This is a genomic window from Alteribacillus persepolensis, from assembly GCF_900099605.1.
Lineage (GTDB): Bacteria > Bacillota > Bacilli > Bacillales > Marinococcaceae > Alteribacillus > Alteribacillus persepolensis.
The window spans coordinates 79,654-101,516 of record NZ_FNDK01000008.1; the positions used below are offsets into that span (position 1 = coordinate 79,654).

The 21,863-nt window shown below is 40.9% G+C and carries 25 protein-coding genes and 1 tRNA gene; 17 read left to right on the top strand and 9 right to left on the bottom strand.

The window, feature by feature from the left end; genetic code table 11:
• Window positions 1-5 precede the first annotated feature (5 nt).
• Window positions 6-485, bottom strand: a complete 480-nt coding sequence (locus tag BLT18_RS08360; RefSeq protein WP_091272955.1) for a divergent PAP2 family protein — start codon at window positions 483-485, stop codon at window positions 6-8.
• Window positions 486-938: 453 nt separating this feature from the next.
• On the opposite strand from BLT18_RS08360, the gene BLT18_RS08365 reads away from it, so the two are divergent.
• From BLT18_RS08365 to BLT18_RS08375, 3 genes are read left to right on the top strand one after another with little or no spacing between them, the layout of a single operon-like run.
• On the top strand, window positions 939-1,490 hold the full coding sequence (locus tag BLT18_RS08365; protein ID WP_091273055.1) for a TRAP transporter small permease: 552 nt from the start codon (window positions 939-941) through the stop codon (window positions 1,488-1,490).
• Window positions 1,491-1,517: 27 nt separating this feature from the next.
• Window positions 1,518-2,783, top strand: coding sequence for a TRAP transporter large permease (locus BLT18_RS08370; protein WP_091272957.1), 1,266 nt, complete (start codon window positions 1,518-1,520; stop codon window positions 2,781-2,783).
• Window positions 2,784-2,831: 48 nt separating this feature from the next.
• A complete protein-coding gene (locus BLT18_RS08375) occupies window positions 2,832-3,914 on the top strand; it encodes a TRAP transporter substrate-binding protein (protein WP_091272959.1) in 1,083 nt (360 codons plus the stop codon).
• Between the two features lie 118 nt (window positions 3,915-4,032).
• Here BLT18_RS08375 and BLT18_RS08380 read toward each other — a convergent pair whose 3' ends face one another.
• Window positions 4,033-4,617, bottom strand: a complete 585-nt coding sequence (locus BLT18_RS08380; RefSeq protein WP_091272961.1) for a biotin transporter BioY — start codon at window positions 4,615-4,617, stop codon at window positions 4,033-4,035.
• A gap of 183 nt (window positions 4,618-4,800) precedes the next feature.
• On the opposite strand from BLT18_RS08380, the gene BLT18_RS08385 reads away from it, so the two are divergent.
• Together BLT18_RS08385 and BLT18_RS08390 are read left to right on the top strand one after the other, a co-directional pair.
• Window positions 4,801-5,529 carry a glycerophosphodiester phosphodiesterase gene (locus BLT18_RS08385; protein WP_091272963.1) on the top strand — a complete coding sequence of 243 codons (729 nt, stop codon included), beginning with the start codon at window positions 4,801-4,803 and terminating at the stop codon, window positions 5,527-5,529.
• 139 nt (window positions 5,530-5,668) lie between these two features.
• Window positions 5,669-6,139 carry an S-ribosylhomocysteine lyase gene (locus tag BLT18_RS08390; protein ID WP_091272965.1) on the top strand — a complete coding sequence of 157 codons (471 nt, stop codon included), beginning with the start codon at window positions 5,669-5,671 and terminating at the stop codon, window positions 6,137-6,139.
• Window positions 6,140-6,164: 25 nt separating this feature from the next.
• Here BLT18_RS08390 and BLT18_RS08395 read toward each other — a convergent pair whose 3' ends face one another.
• Window positions 6,165-6,785 (bottom strand): isochorismatase family cysteine hydrolase, encoded by a 621-nt coding sequence (locus tag BLT18_RS08395; protein WP_245705214.1) that lies wholly within the window; start codon window positions 6,783-6,785, stop codon window positions 6,165-6,167.
• A 153-nt stretch (window positions 6,786-6,938) separates the two neighbouring features.
• On the opposite strand from BLT18_RS08395, the gene BLT18_RS08400 reads away from it, so the two are divergent.
• The 3 genes from BLT18_RS08400 to BLT18_RS08415 all read left to right on the top strand — a co-directional run bounded on the left by BLT18_RS08400 (window position 6,939) and on the right by BLT18_RS08415 (window position 10,483).
• Entirely contained in the window at window positions 6,939-7,442 is a 504-nt protein-coding gene (locus BLT18_RS08400) for an Lrp/AsnC family transcriptional regulator (RefSeq protein ID WP_407639926.1), read from the top strand.
• Window positions 7,439-8,620 (top strand): aminotransferase, encoded by a 1,182-nt coding sequence (locus BLT18_RS08405; RefSeq protein WP_091272969.1) that lies wholly within the window; start codon window positions 7,439-7,441, stop codon window positions 8,618-8,620. The genes BLT18_RS08400 and BLT18_RS08405 overlap by 4 nt, the downstream gene beginning before the upstream one ends.
• 837 nt (window positions 8,621-9,457) lie before the next feature.
• Window positions 9,458-10,483, top strand: coding sequence for an aromatic acid exporter family protein (locus BLT18_RS08415; protein WP_091272972.1), 1,026 nt, complete (start codon window positions 9,458-9,460; stop codon window positions 10,481-10,483).
• Between the two features lie 91 nt (window positions 10,484-10,574).
• On the opposite strand, the gene BLT18_RS08420 is transcribed toward BLT18_RS08415, so the two are convergent.
• Window positions 10,575-11,921 (bottom strand): sodium-dependent transporter, encoded by a 1,347-nt coding sequence (locus BLT18_RS08420; protein ID WP_091272974.1) that lies wholly within the window; start codon window positions 11,919-11,921, stop codon window positions 10,575-10,577.
• Window positions 11,922-12,094: 173 nt separating this feature from the next.
• On the opposite strand from BLT18_RS08420, the gene yugI reads away from it, so the two are divergent.
• Window positions 12,095-12,508, top strand: a complete 414-nt coding sequence (gene yugI, locus BLT18_RS08425) for a S1 domain-containing post-transcriptional regulator GSP13 (protein WP_091272976.1) — start codon at window positions 12,095-12,097, stop codon at window positions 12,506-12,508.
• Window positions 12,509-12,830: 322 nt separating this feature from the next.
• Here yugI and BLT18_RS08430 read toward each other — a convergent pair whose 3' ends face one another.
• Entirely contained in the window at window positions 12,831-13,058 is a 228-nt protein-coding gene (locus BLT18_RS08430) for a DUF378 domain-containing protein (RefSeq protein ID WP_091272977.1), read from the bottom strand.
• 184 nt (window positions 13,059-13,242) lie between these two features.
• On the opposite strand from BLT18_RS08430, the gene BLT18_RS08435 reads away from it, so the two are divergent.
• From BLT18_RS08435 to BLT18_RS08445, 4 genes are all read left to right on the top strand, one after another.
• The gene (locus BLT18_RS08435) at window positions 13,243-14,601 is read left to right on the top strand and encodes a glucose-6-phosphate isomerase (RefSeq protein ID WP_091272979.1); all 1,359 of its coding nucleotides are present in this window, start codon (window positions 13,243-13,245) and stop codon (window positions 14,599-14,601) included.
• Window positions 14,602-14,801: 200 nt separating this feature from the next.
• On the top strand, window positions 14,802-15,200 hold the full coding sequence (locus BLT18_RS08440) for a YugN-like family protein (protein WP_091272980.1): 399 nt from the start codon (window positions 14,802-14,804) through the stop codon (window positions 15,198-15,200).
• A gap of 68 nt (window positions 15,201-15,268) precedes the next feature.
• Complete coding sequence (locus BLT18_RS18165; protein WP_175487431.1) at window positions 15,269-15,427, top strand: hypothetical protein; 159 nt, start codon at window positions 15,269-15,271, stop codon at window positions 15,425-15,427.
• Window positions 15,428-15,481: 54 nt separating this feature from the next.
• A tRNA-Ala gene (locus tag BLT18_RS08445) sits at window positions 15,482-15,557 on the top strand.
• Window positions 15,558-15,713: 156 nt separating this feature from the next.
• Here the strand turns inward: BLT18_RS08445 and BLT18_RS08450 are convergent.
• Window positions 15,714-15,875, bottom strand: a complete 162-nt coding sequence (locus BLT18_RS08450) for a sporulation histidine kinase inhibitor Sda (RefSeq protein ID WP_091272982.1) — start codon at window positions 15,873-15,875, stop codon at window positions 15,714-15,716.
• Window positions 15,876-16,197: 322 nt separating this feature from the next.
• Between BLT18_RS08450 and BLT18_RS08455 the strand changes: the two genes are divergently transcribed.
• From BLT18_RS08455 to ytkD, 4 genes are all read left to right on the top strand, one after another.
• Entirely contained in the window at window positions 16,198-17,367 is a 1,170-nt protein-coding gene (locus BLT18_RS08455) for a MalY/PatB family protein (RefSeq protein ID WP_245705215.1), read from the top strand.
• A gap of 191 nt (window positions 17,368-17,558) precedes the next feature.
• A complete protein-coding gene (locus BLT18_RS08460; protein ID WP_091272983.1) occupies window positions 17,559-17,738 on the top strand; it encodes a hypothetical protein in 180 nt (59 codons plus the stop codon).
• A 466-nt stretch (window positions 17,739-18,204) separates the two neighbouring features.
• Window positions 18,205-18,663: a YwpF family protein gene (locus tag BLT18_RS08465; RefSeq protein ID WP_175487432.1), complete on the top strand. Its 459-nt coding sequence runs from the start codon at window positions 18,205-18,207 to the stop codon at window positions 18,661-18,663.
• Between the two features lie 94 nt (window positions 18,664-18,757).
• Entirely contained in the window at window positions 18,758-19,237 is a 480-nt protein-coding gene (gene ytkD, locus BLT18_RS08470) for an RNA deprotection pyrophosphohydrolase (RefSeq protein WP_091273060.1), read from the top strand.
• 29 nt (window positions 19,238-19,266) lie between these two features.
• On the opposite strand, the gene BLT18_RS08475 is transcribed toward ytkD, so the two are convergent.
• Genes BLT18_RS08475 through BLT18_RS08485 form a run of 3 tightly spaced genes read right to left on the bottom strand, consistent with a single transcriptional unit; the run spans window position 19,267 to window position 21,842 of the window.
• Complete coding sequence (locus tag BLT18_RS08475) at window positions 19,267-20,076, bottom strand: ABC transporter permease (RefSeq protein ID WP_407639923.1); 810 nt, start codon at window positions 20,074-20,076, stop codon at window positions 19,267-19,269.
• Window positions 20,048-20,827 carry an ABC transporter ATP-binding protein gene (locus BLT18_RS08480; protein WP_091272987.1) on the bottom strand — a complete coding sequence of 260 codons (780 nt, stop codon included), beginning with the start codon at window positions 20,825-20,827 and terminating at the stop codon, window positions 20,048-20,050. The genes BLT18_RS08475 and BLT18_RS08480 overlap by 29 nt, the downstream gene beginning before the upstream one ends.
• Before the next feature lie 16 nt (window positions 20,828-20,843).
• Complete coding sequence (locus BLT18_RS08485; protein WP_091272988.1) at window positions 20,844-21,842, bottom strand: ABC transporter substrate-binding protein; 999 nt, start codon at window positions 21,840-21,842, stop codon at window positions 20,844-20,846.
• Window positions 21,843-21,863 lie beyond the last annotated feature (21 nt).

Consider the following 21,863-nt stretch of genomic DNA (forward strand, 5'->3'; position numbering starts at 1 on the left):
TTGAATTACCCAAATACGACATAATGACCGGCAATAGCAATGATAATTCCTAACAATGCCCCGAAAAATACCTCAATAGGCTGATGGCCTAACAATTCTTTTAATTCCTGGCGCTTTTGATTGTCTTCCTTATTTTGCCAAGCCTTTGCTTCTGTTACAAACTTATTAAAGTCAACGACAAGTTGATTTAACACTGTCGCATGATATCCGGCATGACGCCTGACCCCTGTAGCATCAAACATGACAATGACACCGAATACGGTGCAAATGGCAAAGAGGGCAGAATCAAAGCCGTGTTCAATACCTATTGCAGTCGACACAGATGTAACAGCGGCAGAATGAGAGCTTGGCATTCCACCAGTACTTGTTACTAACGTAAAATCCCATTTTTTTGATGCGATATAAGACAGCGGAATCTTAATTCCTTGTGCAAAGAAAATTGAAATGAGTGCAATCCATAGTGGAAAGTTATGCAGCAATTCCATTGTGTGAACGTCCTTTCGATATCTATACTGTTAACGAAACGGAGTGTGTTAAAGATTATTTTTGTATGTACAAACTGCCTCTTTTATCTAGGAACAAAGGCTGTTATACTTAATGGTACATAAAAATTCTAACAGTTTTGACAATTTGCTAATATTTTTAGATAATACACGTATTTATTATAGCATAGAAACATAACCTGTCATTTTTAAAATAATATTGATTCGGTGTACCTGTGAGGATGGAACCATATAAAAATAATCAGTACTCTGTTGTATTTATATTTCTGATATAGTATTCTCTTATACCCTCAGTCGCATTATTACGCAAATTTAAAGCTATATCATTCATTTCAGCATTTGAATGACGGTAATTCCTTCATATATGATGGTTTTTGTAGAAAAATTGTAAAAAATACTTGATCCACGTCGGTGGAGAAATGGATGCTGATGATCATGAAAGTAATAAAGTGGTTTGATACCGTATTGCGCAGACTAGAAGAAATTATTTTAAGCCTGGCTATTATAACAATAACGGTTATGGTATCTGGAAATGCGCTCAGCCGTAATTTCTTTGGACGAAGCTGGTCGTTTACAGAAGAAATTAGTGAGTTGGCTCTTTACATGGCAACCTTTATGGGGATAAGCTATGTGGCTAGGAAAGGACGGCATATCAGCATGTCTGCTTTATTTGACAATGTGCCGTTTGCGTTTAGGAAAACGTTAGCGCTGCTGATCCCTCTGGTTACAGCCATCATTATGTTTGTACTAGCTTATTATTCATACGATTATGTTCAATCCGTGAATGAATCCGGACGCGTTACTTCCGCGCTCCGCTTCCCATATTTTTGGATGCTAATTTGGGTTCCAATTGGGTTTGTTTTAGGCGGTATACAATTTCTTAGAAACTTTTGGGTGAACGTTCGTAATAAAGATGTATACCTTGCAGCGGAACGAAAGGACTACGATGACGATGACGAAGTAGAGCAGTCAGGGTCATCTGTCTAAAAAAATGAGAACAGTGGGGAAGAACACATGATAACAACACTTATACTCATCATGGTTGTGTTTTTACTATTAGGCTTTCCAATGGTCATTCCATTAATTCTGGCGCCATTGGTAGTCGTTATATTCTTTTTTCCAAATCTTGAACCATATTTGATGATTCAGCAGATGCTAAACGGTATTTCAGAACCAGCGCTGTTAGCTGTTCCTTTATTTATATTTGCGGCTGACATTATGTCTATGGGGTTAACTTCCCGGCGCCTTTTGGATTTCGTTGGTTCCTTTGTTGGCCACCTGCGAGGAGGCTACGCGATTACGACTGCAGCGGCTTGCACGCTGTTTGGTTCGATATCAGGCTCCACGCAAGGGACGGTTGTTGCTATTGGCAGGCCGATGCGTGAGAGATTGTTGAAAGTTGGGTATAAAGATTCAACTGCGATTGCATTTATCATTAACTCGAGCGATGTGGCGCTGCTAGTGCCGCCTAGTATCGGTATGATAATTTACGGTCTTATTTCCGGCACTTCTGTCGGGGAATTGTTTATTGCTGGAATCGGGCCGGGTGTTTTAATCTTTTTGTTTTTTGCTGTGTATGCCTACATACATGCAAAGCTGTTTCGTATTCCATTAGCTGATAAAGCTACGTGGTCGGATAGACTTGTTTTTACATGGAGAGCCATATTTCCGCTGATGTTTCCCGTTATTATTGTTGGCGGTATTTACTCTGGCTTTTTCACACCGACAGAAGCGGCAGGGATTTCTGTGTTATATGCATTATTGTTAGAAATTGTTATTTTTCGGTCGTTCAAGCCGTCTCAAATACCAAAAGTGGCATTGTCGACTGGTCTTGTTACATCAGCGGTGTTTATCCTTGTGGCAGGAGGACAGGCGTTTGCTTGGGCAATATCATATGCAAGAGTTCCGCAAATGATCACGGAGACCTTTTTAGGTGGAAACCCAGGACCGATCTATGTATTAATGATTGTTTCTATTTTCTTTTTCATCGGCTGTATGTTTGTTGATCCTATTGTTGTGATTTTAATTTTGACACCGATTTTTGCACCTGCTGCCCAGCAAGCCGGAATTGATCCGGTTCACCTTGGGGTAGTAATTACGTTCCAAGCAGCACTAGGGTCTGCAACACCGCCGTTTGGGGTCGACATATTTACCGCCAGTGCGGTGTTTAATCGGTCATATTTAGATACGATTAAAGGAACACCGCCATTCATTGTCATGATGGTGATTGTATGTATTCTATTAATCTTGTTTCCTGAGATCTCTCTATTCCTGTTATAAACAGGAAGTGAGATATATTTATTAAGAATTTTTAGGGGGTAATGAAAAATGAAAAAAAGAAGGTTTAGCTGGCTGATGAGCACAGCGCTCGTTTCGTCATTGGTGCTTGCTGCTTGCGGCGGCGGTGGTGATAACGGCGGGGAAGGTGATTCTGCCGGTGAAGGTGGAGAAGGAGAAACGTATAACTGGCGCTTTGTCACTGAAGAAAATGATGGACAAGTACAGTATGAGTATGCAGAAGAATTTGCAAAGCGTTTAGAAGAAAAGTCAGATGGACAAATTACAATGGATGTGTATGAATTCGGCCAACTTGGAAGCGAAGTGGACCAAGTAGAGCAGCTTCAAAGCGGAGCAGTTGAGTTTGCCATTGTTTCACCAGGATTTACTGGAACAATGGTCGAAGAAGGCCAAGTGTTTGCACTGCAATTTCTTCTCCCGGATGATCAAGAAGTCACACATGAGCTGTTGAACACGAGTGAAGCATTGAATGAAGACCTGGCAGCATTATATGAAGAAAATAATATTAAACCGTTAGCGTTTTGGACAGAAGGGGCAATGCAGTGGACAGGCAATAAGGAGCTGACTTCTCCAGAAGACTTTGAAGGGTTTAAAATGAGAACCCAAGATTCTCCGCTGATTCAAGAAAGTTACAGAGCATACGGAGCGGACCCGTCTGTTATGAGTGCGGGTGACTTATACGGTGCGCTGCAGCAAGGTACGGTGGATGGACAAGAAAATCCAATCTTCTTTATTGCCGACTCTTCTTACCATGAAGTACAAGATTATATGACAATTTCCAACCATAACACGTATGTGGCGATGACAACCGTTAATCCAACATTTTACAATGATTTGCCAGATGACATCAAAGCATTGATTGACGAAACGGTAGAAGAGATGAGAGACGTTGGTTTTGAGATGCAAAAAGAGCTAAATGATGAATTGTTGGATGAAATTGAAAACAATGAAGAAAATCCGACAGAAGTAACGGAATTGACGGAGGAGCAGCGTGAGGCATTCCGCGAGCTGCAAGTACCGCAGCGGGACTTTTTCAGAGAAAATGGCGGTGAACAAGCGGGAGAAATTCTTGATAAATTACAAGCAGAAATTGAAGAGCTGCAAGGTGAATAAAGGAAAAAGGAACCCTTCCACACGAGGGTTCCTTTTTTTGCCGCCAAGATGCTTTCTGATAAGGTAAGAAAGTATAAAAGATCGGCGTTTTCACTGATACAGAGTATTTTTAGTTATATTATGCTGTTCGCTGCTGAGTGTAGGTGCTGTTTCGGCAGATGAGGCGGTACAACTTAGGTGCTGCAGCGGCTGCAAGTGCTGTGAAAATAATATCTTTAATTAGCGGGAAAATCATCCACGCCCATACCATAGAATAGGTGAAACCTTCTGGAGCCTCTGCAATCCATAGGTAAGCATAATACATGTAATGTGTACCGATTAAGTAATTGACAGCAAGCCCGATAAATGAGGCAATAAAAAATGTAGGCAGAGTTGGGTTTTGTTTATGCTCAATGATTTTTCCGGTAAGATAAGCGGTTAAAATAAACGATAAAATAAAACCGAATGTTGGACTGACGAGAGCGCGCAATCCCCCCGAAAATTCAGCAAATACAGGGATGCCGACTAAGCCGGTCAACATATAAACAACCATGGCTAAAGCGCCAAGTCTGCTTCCTAAAAGGGATCCAGCAAGCATGGCAATAATGGGCTGCAGTGTAATAGGGACGCCGCCGATGACAAGGTAAGCAGTGATATTGGCACCAATACCCATTAAAGCGGCAAATAATGCGACCAGCACCATGTCCAGCGGTTTTAATTTCATTGACGATCTCCCCCTTTTTACATATCGTAATCGAATGAGTTATTTATGTCAACTTAACAAAAATTAAAGTTAACGTAATTGTTTCGGTTTATAACTACACTGCCGTTGGATTTTAAAAAAGGGGAAACGTATAATATAAAAGTAGAACAGAAGCCAAAAGGTTAACTGGAGGATGTAAGGAATATGGATGCATCAAGAAAGCAGGATTTGCGAGTAATATCACATCGGGGGCAAACATCAGAACATGTCCATGAAAATACACTGGAAGCGTTTCAACAGGCGGTTGATCTAGGCGCAGACGCGATTGAAACCGATGTTAGACAAACAAAAGATCGGCAGCTTGTCTGTACGCATGACCGCAGCTGGAACGGACAGCTTATTAAAAATATGACTTATGATGAGTGGAAACGGCAAACAGTAAAAAAAGAAGGCTGGCGCCCTCCGCTTTTATCGGAAGTATTATCTATGTGCGAAGGCACTATACCGCTTAATTTGGAAATTAAAGAAAAGGGTCTGGAAGAGGAAATTGTAAAAGGCATTCCCGTCTCTTATCCTATCCACGAATTGCTTTTTTCATCGTTTGACGACACAGTGATTGAGAAATTAAAACAGATTAATCAAACGTTTCAAACAGCTTTAGTTATAGGAAAATCTCTCCTCCCTTCATCTAATAAAAGTGTTTCGTATTTACAAGATTTGTATCCTGAAGAGCGTTTACGGAAAACAAAAGCGGACGCAGTCTGTCCTTATCATTTGTTAGCAAGTAAAGCTTTCATTGCGCGTATGCACCGGCAGGGATATGAAGTAAATGTGTGGACGGTAAACAGCAAAGAGAAGATAAGAAAATTGAAAGCATTTCAAGTCGATGCAATATTCACAGATGATGTTAAATTAGCATTAAGCTGCAAATAATCCAAACATCTTCATTGCTAAAGACTCCAATGCATTGTAAGATAACTATAGGGAAAATGAAGTTCTTCCATAGAAAGCAGTTGACGTTTGCGTACAACGTTGTAAATGGATAGATGAAATAATAAAAGGAGTGTTGTTCATGGCACGTGTAGAGAGCTTTGAACTCGACCATACCATTGTAAAAGCGCCGTATGTCCGCCATGCAGGTGTGCAGCGTATAGGTTCTGACGGAGTAGTAAACAAATTTGATATCCGCTTTTGCCAGCCGAATAAACAAAATTTGCAGCCGCCAGTCATTCATACCTTGGAGCATTTACTTGCGTTGAACATCCGCCGTTTTGCAGAAGAATATGATCATTTTGAGGTAATTGACTTGTCCCCAATGGGATGTCAGACGGGATTTTATCTCATTATAAACGGCGAGCCAAAAATCGAAGAGTTAATTGATGTTTTAGAGAAGACGATGAAATATTCCTTAGATTTAGAAGAAGTGCCGGCTGCGAATGAAAAACAGTGCGGCCAGGCAAAGCTTCATCATTTAGAAGGAGCTAAGAAGTGGATGAACTATTGGCTCGAGCAAGATAAAAACGAATTAAAACAAGTATTTTGATAAGAAAAGAGCTGAAACACACGTTTCAGCTCTTTTCTTTTGTGTAATAAGCACGAGCTCGTTCAATAATGTCGCTCATATCATAGTCAACGGATGGAGAAATATCTGCTTTTAGTACGTTGTTCATCAATCGTAAAGCTTGGTCGTTATCTACTTTTTCGTTGGATGCTGTACAGTCAGATGGAATGTACAGCTGATAATGGCGCATGTATGCATCATTGGCTGTGAATTGAATGCACATGTTACCAGCAACTCCAGTAATGATAAGAGTTTTTACTTCTAAATAGTCAAGCAGAAGGTCAAGCGGTGTTGCAAAAAACGCGGAAAATTGCGGCTTTAACACAAAATAATCATCACTGTCAGGTTCGAGCCATTCGGTAATAGGTTTTCCTTTGACGTTGTTTTGTTTGCAGTGAGCAACTAACTCTTTAAAATCACTTTGCCAGCGGCCATAGTTGTCATTAACATAAATGACAGGAATATCGTACTGTTTTGCTCTTTTTTTTAATTCTGCAATATTTTTGGCAGCTTCAAAGGCGAATGGAAATAATTTATCACTGTCTTCAAATTCCATATCGTTGATCATATCGATAATCAGCAGGGCAGTGCTGGCGCTTCCGCCAACATGTGGACGCTTTTGAACCACCGAAGATCCCTCCAGTCATTCATTTTTCTTCGTTACTATTCCCTTATTTCACTTCCTTAAATCACCTACACAACTCCTCGCAAAAACGATAATATGATAAGATAGACGTTATATGAGGATATACTTGCTTTGTTGCTTGAAGGGAAAGGAGTCATCAAGGTGGAGAACAAAAAGCTGGAAGTTCTGCGATTACTAGAGGAAAATGGACGAATGGATGTCAGCACCATTGCTAAAATGGTGGATGAAAAGGAAAAAAAGGTCCAGTCCATGATAGATGAATTAGAAGAAGAAAACATTATTGTCAGTTATGCTGCAGTGGTAGATTGGAGCAAAGTGAATGAGCGTGAAGGCGTTACGGCGATGATTGATGTAAAAGTAACACCGCAGCGCGGCGTAGGCTTTGATGAGGTCGCCGAACGGATTTATCGTTTTCCGGAAGTAAAAGCTTTGTATTTAGTGTCTGGTGCTTATGATTTATCTGTCGTTATAGATGGCAACACGATGTCTGAAATTGCGAACTTTGTGTCTGAAAAGCTGTCTGCACTTGATTCTGTCATCTCTACGACGACACATTTCAGGTTAAAGACATACAAACATGACGGCGTTGTATTTGGTGATGAAGACGACGATGATAAAAGGATAGTGGTGGCACCATGACGATTTCATCTTTTCGACAGACAGATCGGTTGTCTAAATCTGTTCAAAATATTAAACCTTCCGGCATACGACGTTTTTTTGATATGGCATCAACGATGGAAAATGTTATTTCTCTCGGTGTAGGAGAGCCTGATTTTGTAACGCCGTGGAATGTAAGAGAGGCAAGCATTGCTTCTATGGAAAGAGGATATACTTCGTATACATCAAACGCCGGCGTATTCGAACTTCGAGAAGAAATTGCGCGTTATTTAGATGACCGATTTTCAACACCTTATGATCCTGAAAAAGAAATAATCGTTACGGTAGGAGCGAGCGAAGCGATTGATATTACGATGCGTGCTACCATTAATCCCGGCGAGGAAGTCGTTATTATTGAACCGGGGTTTGTCGCATACGCACCAATTGTTTCACTAGCCGGAGGAGTTCCAGTTTCGATTGGGACGAAAAAAGAAAATGGATTTAAGCTGACAAAAGAAGAATTAGAAGCAGCTATCACACCAAATACAAAAGCTGTTATGCTTTGTTTCCCGAACAATCCAACTGGGGCTGTGATGACAAAAGACGAACTTCTCCCAATTGCAGAAGTCATTCAAAAGCATAATTTGTTAGTTATTTCTGATGAAATTTATGCGGAATTAAGTTATGACAATGAGCATTACAGTTTTCCGCGGCTGCCAAATATGAGAGACCGGACAATTTTAATATCTGGCTTTTCAAAAGCATTTGCGATGACTGGCTGGCGGCTTGGATTTGTATGTGCGCCGTCCGATATTTCCAGTGCGATGTTGAAAATCCATCAATACACGATGATGTGCGCGTCATCACTTGCTCAATACGGTGCGCTTGAAGCGCTGCAAAATGGAAGAGAAGAAGTTGAGCGGATGGTAACGAGCTATAGACAGCGGCGCAATTTTATCGTTAAAGCATTTTCGGAAATAGGCATGTCGTGCCATGTGCCTGGTGGTGCGTTTTATGCGTTTCCGTCTATCGAAAAGACAGGCATGGACTCGGAGAAATTTGCAGAAGAGCTGTTAAAAGAAGAGCAAGTAGCAGTTGTGCCAGGAAATGTGTTCGGAGAAGGCGGAGACGGACATATCCGCTGTTCTTATGCAACTTCTATGGATTCCCTGCAAACGGCGATAGAAAGAATGGGACGATTTTTGGAAAAACATTCATAAGGTCTCTTAGAGTGTCTTATCAGCAGTTTGCTCTGCCATTTTCTAGTCGGCACACACGCAGAAGTTCACGTGTGTATCCGTTGTTCTGCTGCGCTCCATTTTTCACATGCACAATGATAACCAAAGGATAGTATATAGAAAGGGTGTTCTAGGGGGTGAAAACCTCTTTTAGAGCACCCTTGATTTTTGGGTTTTATAACGTTTGTTGGGGTTATTACCATTTCTCTTTCTGGCTGGATGGCTCCTCCGGCTCACTTGCTGCGGGCAGTGCTTTAAGCTCATCGGGGAGTATCCCTCTGATAGATCTCCAGCTGCTGCTATTCCCGCAGGTGTCTTCTGTGGTCGGTGTCAACCAGGCCATGGACTGGGAAAAACTCGGTTTGTCGCCGGGCTTTCAGGGTGGGGGTCCTTTTTTGGCATTGTCACAGGATGTGCTTCCACAGGATGTGGTGACTTCTACGTTGCACACAGGACGTGTGCGTTCTTAGTAGAAGTACCTTACCGAAGTACCTTACCGAAGTACCTTTACAGAAGCTCCTTATCACCGCAGCCGAACGACGTCTCTCTTTCAAGGGGCTTGCGCTTTTCTTTTGTCTAGCGCAAGCACCTACTCGCTCGAGGTTCCTTCGGTCCGACCATGGAAAGCCACAGGTCAGCTTTCCATGTGCCGGCCCTCCAGGACTTGTCGCTCGTGATCAAGGCGCTTGCGCTTTTCTTTATTAAAAAGGCTGTCGGGACAATACCTTTTTTTATGATGAACAGAATAAAAGTAATAGAAGAAATGGTGAGAAATTACAAAAAGTGGTGTAAGATAGAGCATGAAGGAGAAGGATGTCTATGAAACGATTTCATGTTGCCGGGAGCAGAGTAATAAAGACAGGTATTGCTATCTTTATTACAGCCTGGCTGTGTGAATGGCTGGGATGGCCGCCTGTGTTTGCTGTCATTACAGCAATCGTAACAATAGAGCCCACAGTTTCGGACTCTATTAAAAAAGGGTTCATTCGTTTTCCGGCTTCTGCTATCGGCTCTTTTTACGCTGTTTTATTTATTTCGTTTTTCGACCATTCCCCTCTAACATATACATTAGCAGCTGTATGTACCATTACGACATGTGTCAAACTGCGTCTGCATGCTGGGCTGCTTGTAGCTACCCTTACTGCAGTAGCTATGGTAGAAGTTATTCATAGTAATTATATCATATCATTTTTTATACGATTGGGTACTACCACCATTGGATTGATTGTTTCGACGGCGGTAAATATGTTTCTTTTCCCTCCTGATTACACAAAAAATATTGTCGAAAATATAAACAGCATGGCACAGAAAACTGGAAAAACTGTAGAAAATGTATTCAGGTATGTGCTGGAAGCTAGAGACAGGGAAGCCAAAGATAACCCGGGAGAGGAAATGATGGAGCAGCTGCATAAAGCATTCCATCAAACTGAAACATTAATCCAGTTCCAAAAGGATGAAGCAAAATATCATCCTCTTACTGGAAGGGAGAAACGTCTCTTTGAATTAGTGCAAGATCAATTAACAAGACTGCGTATGATTCATTATCATGTAGACAATATCGTAAAAATACCGATGGAAACGCTTTCCTGGTCTGCTGAAGAACGATCAACCGTTATGGGGGCCGTATTAAAACTAGCAGCAGAACTTCAAAGTGATTCTGCTTATGACCGGTCGCTCCACCAGAAACAGTTGTCTCATTTAATGGAATTATTTTGGGAAGGAAATGAAGAAATCACTAAGAACAGTGATCAGCACCCCACTCATTTCCCGCCAGAACTCATTATTTTATATGAACTTTTAGCCATCTACGAACAAGTAGAAGCTTTTTATGAACATCATCCTTGATGAAAGGAAGATTGTCTCAAAAAAAAGCTGGTTTTTTTCCAATTGTGTACAAAAAAACAGACAAAGCTGTCAAAGCTCTGTCTGTTATCCGTTACCAGACTCCTAAAACGTCTAAAAACGCAAAGATAATCGCAATGGGTGTAATATAGCGAATCGTAATGAACCACACGTTAAAAAATCCGTGATTGAGCTGTGAGCCGCGTAAAAGTTCTTCTTTTAAATCCTCTCGTTTGATTTTTAACGGAACGAAGATAGCAATTAAAAGCGCTCCTAGCGGCAGCAGAATATTGCTGACAAGGTAATCGACGTTGTCGAAGAAGATATTTCCGAAAACGAGCCAGTCAGACAAGAGGCCGTATGACAGGTTGGAAGGAATACCCAGCAAAAAAATGCCGAGACCACCAATCCAGGCTGCTGCTTTTCTTCGTTGTGGATGATTTTTGGCAACAGTTGAAACTACAATTTCAAGCAAGGAAAATGCTGATGTTAGTGTTGCAAATAATAACAGCAGTAAAAACAGTGACAAGAACACAGATCCAAATGCCATTTCGCTAAACACAGCCGGCAATACTGTAAATATAAGGCTTGGGCCCTCATTTGGCTCTAAGTCAAACGCAAATACGCCTGGGAAAATAGCCAGGCCGGACAAAAGGGCAATCAATATGCTTAATCCGACAATAGATGAAGCGGAACGAACAAGGTTTTCTTGTTTATTTAAGTAAGAGCTGTAGGTGACCATGATAGAAACTCCCAGACTCAATGAAAAAAACGCCTGTCCTAGTGCAAACAGTATGGTATCCCCGCCTACCTTGCTGAAGTCGGGCTGTAAGAAAAATGCAACACCTTCCATTGCTCCATCAAGGGTAAGAGAGCGGATGACCAACACAACAAATATAATAAATAAAGCGGGCATCATGATACCGCTGACGCGTTCGATTCCTTTTTGAATCCCGCCTTGAACGACAAGAATTGTAATAATAATAAAGACAAAATGAGCGATACCTACTTCCCAATGATTGGAAATAACGGAGCCAAACAATACCTCATAGTCTCCCGCAGCCGGGTCCGTCAAACTTCCAGACAGACTCCGGAAAAAGTACGTAATAATCCATCCGCCCACAACGGCATAAAAAGACAAAATAAGGCAGGACGAGATAATGCCTAATATTCCGATCCAATGCCACGCACTGTTTGGAGCTAATTCTTTATACGCTTGAATGGGCGGTTTTTGTGTTTTACGCCCGATAGCAAACTCTGCTAATAGCAATGATGTTCCTAAGATAAGTGTAAACAATAGAAAAATAAGAAAAAATGCGCCGCCGCCGCTCATACCAGTTACGTACGGCAGTTTCCATACAGCGCCAAGTCCAATTGCTGAGCCTGCGGCTGCCAAGATAAAACCTATTTTTGTCTTCCATTGATCGTTTGGTTGACTCATAGCTGTCCCCTCTTTTCTACAAACATGCACAATTAAACACATTAGCGAATATATCCTTGAATTGTCAAGGAACAGAAGTGGTGTTTCCTTGTCATAAGGGTGGATGTGAATTGATGTATTTCATAGTATGTGTTATAATCTACAAGCTAATAAATTTTTTAGGAGATGTTTGCATGTCGGTTAAGCAGTATGAAGTGGGAACCATTATGGAAGGTAAAGTAACAGGTGTAAAGCCGTTTGGAGCGTTTGTGGCACTGGACGAAAATAAGCAGGGACTTGTTCATATATCGGAAGTAGCTCATGGTTATGTGAAAGATATCCATGATGCTTTATCCGTTGGTGATGAAGTAAAAGTGAAAATTAAGTCTATTGATGAAGAGTCCGGAAAGATCTCTCTTTCCATTCGTGATACAATGCCTGCTCCAGAAGGGAAAGAAGTACGCAGTCAACGCAGTGCACCAAAAGGCGGAAACAAGAATACTGGTCAAAAAAGCCAAGGGTTTAATACATTGGAAGATAAACTTAAAGACTGGTTAAAGCAATCGAACGAAATTCAAGCCGATTTAAATAAACGCATGAGAAAATAAATCAAGATAAAGATTACAGAGACTGACCGGTCTCTGTAATCTTTTTTTAGCCTTGATAGTGTTCATATAAACCTATAAGAGTTTTATCGCTGTTCATTTACTAGCGGCAGGTACTAGCGGCAGGTGGTGATGCTTGCAGGAGAAGCATACACTGCACCTTCGTGAAATGTTCGGTATACAAGTTAAGCGAAAGCTGTATTTACGGTAAGTGCCCGCCGCAGCCTTACAGAAACAACAGAGTCTTTTTAATAAACAAAAACGTGACTGCTGCTTGAGAAACGCTTCTGGCTTTACTGCAATACCCTTGAATAAAAGGAAAGTATTATCGTTGTGGTTCGGGGCTTCTTTCTAGTTCCTCATCTGGTTTTAACAACAGCGAGATGGAGTACAGCCCAGCAATTCCGACTAAAGAGTAAATAATACGAGACAAAGCGGCTTCTTGTCCGCCGAATATAGCTGCTACTAAGTCGAATCCAAAAAAGCCAATAAGTCCCCAGTTAATAGCACCAATAATGGTTAGCACCAAAGCTGCACGTTGTAGTCCGCTCATGAACCTTTCACCTCCTTTTTTCTAAAACGTATTTGTACTTCTTAGCATGATGAAATTTAAATAAAATATGCGTTGTTTCATCATTTTAATGGATGGAGGCGCTTGCATGTAAAAAAAGGCTTGATTTGCGAATGGCGCTTCTATACATTGGGATTAGAGGAATCAGAAATGGAGGAATTGTACGATGGCAAAAGCAATTCGTTTTGATTACAGCAATGTATTGTCTACTTTTGTACAAGAAGAAGAAGTTGAGAATATAAAAGAAGCAGTTTCGCGTGCTCACCATGCTGTTCATCAAAAAACAGGAGCCGGAAATGACTTTCTTGGCTGGGTGGATTTGCCAAACGATTATGATAAAGAAGAGTTTTCTCGTATTCAAAAGGCATCAGAAAAGATTAAGGCTGACAGCGATGTGCTGCTTGTGATTGGAATTGGCGGGTCATACCTTGGAGCAAAAGCAGCCATTGAGGCATTGAGTCATTCATATCGCAATCAGTTAAATAAAGAAAAACGCGGTGGTCCGGAAATTTATTTTGCTGGTCATCACATCAGCCAATCTTATGTGAATGAATTAATGGATCTTTTGGATGGAAAAGACGTATCCATAAACGTTATTTCAAAGTCCGGCACGACAACAGAGCCTGCGATAGCTTTTCGCATTTTCCGTCATTATTTAGAAAAAAGGTATGGAAAAGAGGAAGCAGCAAAACGCATCTATGCGACAACAGATAAAGAAAAGGGAGCATTAAAGACGTTAGCAGAACAAGAACAATATGAGACCTTTGTTGTCCCTGATGATGTAGGCGGCCGCTACTCCGTACTAAGCGCTGTTGGTTTATTGCCAATCGCGGCGTCTGGACTTGATATCACGAAGATGATGGAAGGTGCTGAACAAGCTCGGATCGATTTGTCGAAAGAAAATGTAGAGGAAAATGATGCTTATCAATATGCAGCACTCCGGCATATCTTTTATCAAAAAGGCAAAGCAGTAGAGTTGCTTGTGAATTATGAGCCGAAATTGCATTATATATCGGAATGGTGGAAACAGCTGTTTGGAGAAAGTGAAGGCAAAGATGAAAAAGGCTTATTTCCGGCAGCGGTTGACTTTTCTACCGACCTTCATTCGATGGGGCAGTATATTCAGGAAGGCAGACGCCATTTGTTTGAAACAGTCCTTCAAGTGGAACATCCGGGAAAGGAAGTAATGATTGAAGAAACAGAAGACGACATGGATGGATTAAATTATTTAGCCGGACAATCCATGGACTTTGTAAATAAAAAAGCATTTGAAGGAACAATGCTTGCCCATACTGATGGAAACGTTCCAAACCTTGTCATACAAATTCCTGAACTAAATGAGTATTATTTTGGCTATCTTATATACTTTTTTGAAAAAGCATGCGCCATCAGCGGATACTTACTTGGAGTTAATCCATTTAATCAGCCTGGTGTGGAAGCATACAAGAAAAATATGTTTGCTCTGCTCGGCAAACCAGGATTTGAAGAAAGAAAACGCACACTAGAAAATCGATTGCATCCATAAAGCTTTTACCCCAGCCTAAATAAGAGGCTGGGGTTTTTATTTCTAGGAATAGTTAACGTGATGGAAACGGCAGTATATAAGTGAATTGGCGGATTCTGCTGCAGAAAATTGGCAGCAATTCAAGTTTTTTTAACGCACAAAAGCATGAAAATAAAAAGAAACGGGGAAGCTAAAAGCAAAACGAAAAAAGGTGGATGCAAATGATTGAAATACCATCTAAAATTGAAAACCATAAATTTGTGTTATATGACTTGGAGAAAAAACTAAAACCGCTTGGTTATGATATTGGAAGTAACTGGGACTATGACCATGGAAGTTTTGACTATAAAATGTCAGAAGAAGAAGGATATCAATTTTTTCGTGTGCCGTTTACTGCTGTGGATGGGGAATTAGAACAAAAAGGTGTCACTGTGCAAGTAGGATGTCCATTTGTATTATCACACAAGTATCAAAACCATGTAGATAATGTAACAGAGCCGTACAATGCATTGTTTAACCAATTTTCTGAGCCCGTAGACCAAGATGCAGAAGTGCCGCAGGAGTCAATAGATTTTGCGAACCGGTTAAATAAAGAATTGGAAGACATCTTATTGGCATAAATAGATTGTTGTCCCGTTTTTCATTTGATAGGGTAAAGAAAAGAGGGAAACGGGGGAGGAAGTCACTTATGGGAGAGGCAATGATGTTTGGTGCAGCTGTTTTTGCAGGCTGGGTTATTCTTGATGTCACCAAGGCTAGAGACTGGCGAAACATGAACTTGCTAGAGTCATTGATAGCGGGCTTTTTTGGAGCGGTTGGCTGGTATATGATTGATTTGTTTTTATAATATTGACAGAAACGATAATCAGTTTTATAATGAAAACTATCATTTTCAGTCAAAGGGGCATTAGCTCAGCCGGGAGAGCGCCACACTGGCAGTGTGGAGGTCAGCGGTTCGAGCCCGCTATGCTCCACCACATTTACCATACTTACATAGCTAATAACGTCGGTTTGAGGTTTATCTCGGCCCGGCGTTATTTTTATATTTGTTTCTGCTGTTTTGAACATAAAAAAAAGAAAAATCGAAGGCATTCACCGTGCTGAACGGAGAAACCCTTCGATTTTTCTATTCATTACCGGCTTGCTTGTACTGGAACCATTGGAGCAGGTATTTGTGCAGATAATCCACGTCGCTTTATTTCAGCGTGGAGCAGTTCAATAAATTCTCTATCTAACTGCAATTCCGTTGCCTTTTCGTACGCTTCCATCAACACGTTGTCACTAATGAAATACATACATTTTCTCCTTTGCTTAACTTTAGTTCAAGGATTCCTTTTCCATAAACGACCATGAAAAGGAATTTTTTGGTTGCCACAAGACATTATACATGAAAGAACATAACAAATCAATATTTTTTGGAGGATAATTCACAATTGTTTGCGTCTGTTTCTTACCTGTGCATAAAATTGCTATTCCGTATACAATAGACGATAGAGAAAAGTTTTTGTTAGGAATGAAGAAAGAAACTTGAAAAAATGCTTGAAAAGAGGCAAACTGATACAAAAAGCTTTTCTTTTTACAACAAGCGGAGGCAGGAATGACGAGGAGGAAATGGACATGAATTTTGAAAAAGTGATAGATAGGCAAAAAACCAATTCAATGAAGTGGGATTTTGTTTCGGAACGATATGGTTCCGATGATTTATGGCCGATGTGGGTAGCAGATATGGATTTTAGGGCCCCGCAGCCGGTATTAGATGCGATGCAGGAAGTAATAAATCATGGGGTTTTTGGTTATCATAGACGCCCTGATTCTTTATTTGAGGCTACGGCGTCATGGTTAAAAAAGCGTTTTGACTGGGGCGTAGAAAACAATCAGCTCGTATATACACCTGGGGTAGTTCCTGCTATCAGTCACCTTATTCAAACGTTCACAGAAAAAGGAGACGGAGTGATTATTCAGCCTCCTGTGTATTATCCTTTTTACGCACTGATCAATTACAATGACCGCAAGCTTTTGCGCAATCCTCTAAAAGAAACCGAGCAAGGATTTGCGATGGATATAGAAGATTTAGAAAAACAGATGCAAGAAGGCGCAAAAATGTTGTTACTGTGCAGTCCGCACAATCCGATTGGCAGAGTATGGAGTCAGGAAGAATTAGAACAAGTAGCGAAGTTGTGCGAAAAATACAATGTTCTTGTTGTTTCCGATGAAATTCATGCTGATTTAGTGCTCAAAGGAACACATACGCCGTTTGCTAAGCTGGCTGCTGACAAAGGTATGGATGTTGATGTGATTACGTGTATGGCACCAAGTAAAACATTTAATCTAGCGGCATTGCAATTGTCTTATGTTGTTTTTCAGCAGGAGGAAGCAAAAAAACAATATGAAGAACAACTGCAGCGTCAATTTGTCGGCATTGACAATCCGTTTGCCACAGTTGCAGCTGAAGCGGCATACCGAGAAGGGGAAGAGTGGCTGGAGAAGCTGCTTGATTATGTACAGGATAATGTGGATTTTGTTAAACAATATATTGAAACGAACATCCCTGTGATGAACGTCATTGAACCAGAAGGTACATACTTAGTATGGATTGATATGAGAGAGCTGAACATGGGGGCTTCTAAACTTCAGTCGTGGCTTCGAGAAGAAGGGAAGCTGGCATTAAGTGACGGTCATATATTTGGCAATGAAGGCGCAGGATTTGCCCGTATTAATGTTGCAGCGCCGCGTGCAAATGTTGAAGAAGGGCTCAATCGTTTGAAACAAGCATATGATAAACTGTAAAATATCTTCTTGAAAAAAAGGAATTTATAGGAAGAACGGAGAATAGTGTTAATGAAGCAATAAAACTAGAATAAACTGGATGTAACCGTGTGTGAAAAAGTTGGAAACCGGAACATGGATAAGCAGCTGGTAGGGATTGGCGAGTTTTCTTGTACTTTAAATTTTGGTATGAAAAAGGAGCCCTGTTTATCATGCAAAAATGTTACACGGTAGAGTTGCAAAAAGAATGTGAGGACAAGCTGGGCCGGTTGTTGTCTAAAGATGAAGATCAGTTTATTAAATGGTTAGCAGACCGCCAACAAAAAGAAGATGAGCTGTTGATGAGCAATAACAATCAAAAGACAAATCAAATGATAGAAGCAGAAAGTTGATATGAACAGTACATGTGCATGTGTCAAGCAGAAAGGCTGCCGCAAATAATAAGCATTTGCAGCGGCCTTTCTCTTTTTTGCGTTTTAGGAAAAATGGGAGAAGCGGAGAACTTGTTTATCACGGGGGGTTATTGATGTCATGAACAGACTGGAAAAGTTGTATATGTGCAGCGAAGCACTTGCTTTCACTGGAAGATTTGGTGATGGTTAAGTTGTTGTACACTTTATGCACATTTGTCTTTGTTAAACAAGGAAAAGAGTATTATTTTGGCGCTTCTTGTATATTCCGTTAGTATCTAGACCTGATAAGAGAAACTTTTGCTGCACCTGGTGCTGTGGATGGATTTGACGGTTATGAGCGTTTTTTGAGAACATATGTATATATTAGTGTTTCAGTCAGCAATGAATAAAAAAGGGCAAGAGACGATTGTTTACTCTTCCTTGCTTGAAAAAGAGGCGAATCAAAGTGAAAACGTTTCGATTAATTTCATTAAAAGTTATTGTATTAGAAAATCAAACATTCGTGCATCATGATATTCCTATAAGCGATGGCTTAATTATTAACCGGGAGGAAGCAGGCAGTTCCTGGTTGATTGAGGCCATGGTCCCGTCATCGGAAAAAGCATTTATAAGCTCTCTTTATGACCAGCAGCTTGTTTTCGAGGCGATGATTACGGAGAGAAGTAACGAACCAGCATTAATGTCTGGACAAGTGCGTGATGTCATTTCATTAAGTAAAGGGTATAGTATACTCATTGATGCTAAAATGGCTGCTGGAAAAGATGAAGTGAGTACACTCATTCTTGAAAGTTTAATTGAAGATGGTTTTTCCGGTGAAGCATTATTGCAGGAGTTTACATCCCGAAAAGGCGATCAAGCGGAGTGGGCAAAGAAGATGGCTGAAAAAATGTATAAAAACACGTAGAACAAGATGGAAGGCACGTACCGATAAAGGAGATACTATTTAGCAGCTGATATGGGTTATACTATGTACAGAACGAGGACGGTTCGTCATGAATATATTTACATTCTTTGATTATTATCACAATAAAGTAGAGCTGGCATTTTCATCAACGCCGTTTTCTTCCCGCCCGAGGCACGTTTGGGTCGTCTGTCGTTATCAGTCGGGTTGGTTGTTAACACAGCATTCACGAAGAGGTCTTGAGTTTCCAGGAGGAAAAGTCGAAGAGGGGGAGACGGCTGAGGATGCAGCGATTCGTGAGGTGTGGGAAGAAACAGGAGGAAAAGTAGCCCGTCTTAACCATATTGGTCAATACAGAGTGCACGGCAAAGCTGAAACAGTCGTAAAAAACATATATTTTGCACAAATAAAAGACATCGTCAAAAAGCAGGATTATATGGAAACACATGGTCCTGTCGTATTGCAGTCGCTGCCGCACAATATTAAACAAGATACCTCGTATAGTTTTATCATGAAAGATGAAATTTTACCGCGAACATTAACGCATTTAGAAAAAAAGAAATTGCTTGCTCCATAATGAAAAAACCCCTAAAAAGGGGTTTTTTATTAAGATTTTCGCACACGTTTCATTAATAGGTGCTCTAATGCTTCAATCGCTTTGTACATGACAGCAGCGAGTATCGCGATCACAATTAAGCTTAACATTACTTGTTGAAATTGGAACACTTGAAATCCATAGATGATGAGATAACCAAGCCCTTGTTTTGCTACAAGAAATTCGCCGACAATGACACCGACCCATGCAAGCCCTACATTTACTTTTAATGTAGAAATGATAGTAGGATAACTTGCTGGTAAAATCGCATAACGAAACAATTGCCGCTTCGAAGCACCGAAAGTAAGCAGTACTTTTTTATAATTGTCGTCAACCTGCCGAAATGCATTGTATACGACTAGTGTCGTAATAACAATGGAAAGCAGGGCGCCCATTGCAATAATGGATGTCATACTGGGACCAAAAGCGACAATAATAATTGGTCCTAACGCAACCTTTGGCATGGAATTTAATACAACCAGGTACGGATCTAAGACGCGTGAGAGGAAAGGGGACCACCACAGAATGGCGGCAGTCAGTGTTCCGGAAACGGTACCGATAATAAATCCTGCCAGCGTTTCAGAAAGCGTGACGGTGGCATGGGTGATTAAGGAGCCGTCAGCGATTTTTGTTGTCATTAAGTCCCACACTTTTGACGGCATGCTGAAAATCAGCGGATCTAACCAATTCATACGGGTGAACCATTCCCAGCTTAGAAAAAGCAAAGCCAGTAATAACAACTGACAGCTGACAACTTGACGCGTCTTTTTCCTTTTGTTTTTCAAAAATTGTCTATGAAGTGTTTGAATGTTTGTTTTCAACTTTCTCAAGCTCCTTCCATACCGTTTGGAAGAATGGGTGAAATGCTGGATCATTTCGAGCTTCTAACGGCAGTTTTTCCCTTAATTCATCAGGTACATCAAAGACGTGATGGATGGAACCGGGACGACTTTGAAACAAGTAAATACGGTCAGACATAGCGATAGCCTCGCTTAAGTCATGGGTAACTAAAATGGCTGTTTTTTTCTGTTGTTTTAAAGTGGAAAATACAAGATCTTCTAATTTTAGCTTTGTTTGATAGTCCAGAGCAGAAAAAGGTTCATCCAATAATAGCAGTGATGGCTTTGGAGCAAGCATGCGGACAAGTGCCGCTCGTTGTCTCATCCCGCCTGAAAGTTCGGAGGGAAAGGCTTGTGCTTTGTCGCCAAGGCCAAGTTCTTGCAGGAGGCGGAGTGCATCGTTTTTCGTTTTTTCGTTGTACAAGTTAGTAATCATCAAACCGAGCTCGATATTTTTTTGTATCGTCAACCACGGAAACAAATAATCTTCTTGCAGCATATAACCGGTTTCTTCGGTTGGCCCGGTTATTTCTTTGTCGTGTAAGACGATGTCGCCCGAAGTTGGGCGCAGCAACCCCGCAATTATAGATAAAACGGTTGTTTTTCCACATCCACTTGGACCGATAAAAGAGACAAACTCTCCACTTTCTACGTTTAAAGACACAGATGACACAGCTTGCACCGCTTCTGCTTCCGTCAAATAGACTTTATTTACATCTTTTAAGGTAAGCATGGCAGGGCTCCCCCCTTCACTCATTGATGACTTTTTCTGCCCACGTGTTGTTTACATAGGTGTTATAATCGGAACGTTCCGGCAGTTCACCAGCTTCATCCATAATATCTTGCAAGTTATTCCATGCCTCCTCTGTCAGGACTGGTGTTTGAGCATAGGACTGCTGATTGCGGTACCGAACAAAAGAGTCAGCAATGATATCTGTTGATGTATCATCAAAATATGGAGCAACAGCAGTGGCAACTTCTTCTGCAGAGGCATTGTAAATCCAGGTTTGTGCTTTGTAGATAGCGCGTGTGAAGCGTTCAATATGATCTTCATTTTCTTCCATATAACCTTCCTTAGTCATGAATACTGTGTAAGGAACCGCTCCTGATTCTTCTCCAAAAGATGCAACGATACTGCCTAGTCCTTGGTGTTCAAACATTGTTGCTTGCGGTTCAAACAATTGCACATACTCACCAGTGCCTGATGCATACGCATTGGCGATATTGGCAAAATCTATATTTTGAATGAGTGTTAAATCTTGATGAGGATCAATATGATTTTGTTTTAACACAAACTCGCCTGTCATCTGCGGCATGCCGCCTTTACGCTGTCCGAGAAATGTACTTCCTTTCAGGTCTTCCCATGCAAACTCATCTGCAGTATTGTTGCGAGCCATTAAAAAAGTGCCGTCGCTTTGAGTCAGCATGGCAAAGTTAATAATAGGTTCAGCAGGTTCTTGTGCATTCACATAAATAGATGTTTCTGCACCAACAAGCGCGATATCACTGCCGCCTGATAGTAAAGATGTCATCGTTTTATCTCCGCCCCAAGTAGTGGTAAGCTCTATGTGAAGGTCTTCTTCTTCAAAAAAACCTTTTTCAATTGCTACATATAACGGTGCGTAAAAAATGGAGCGTGTGACTTCAGCCAACCGTATGGTATCTCCATTGTTTGGTTGAAAACTGCAAGCAGTGATGCTGATGATACTAATAAAACAAATGAGAGAAACAAACACTTTTCTTATCATCGTGGGTACCTCCTTGTAACA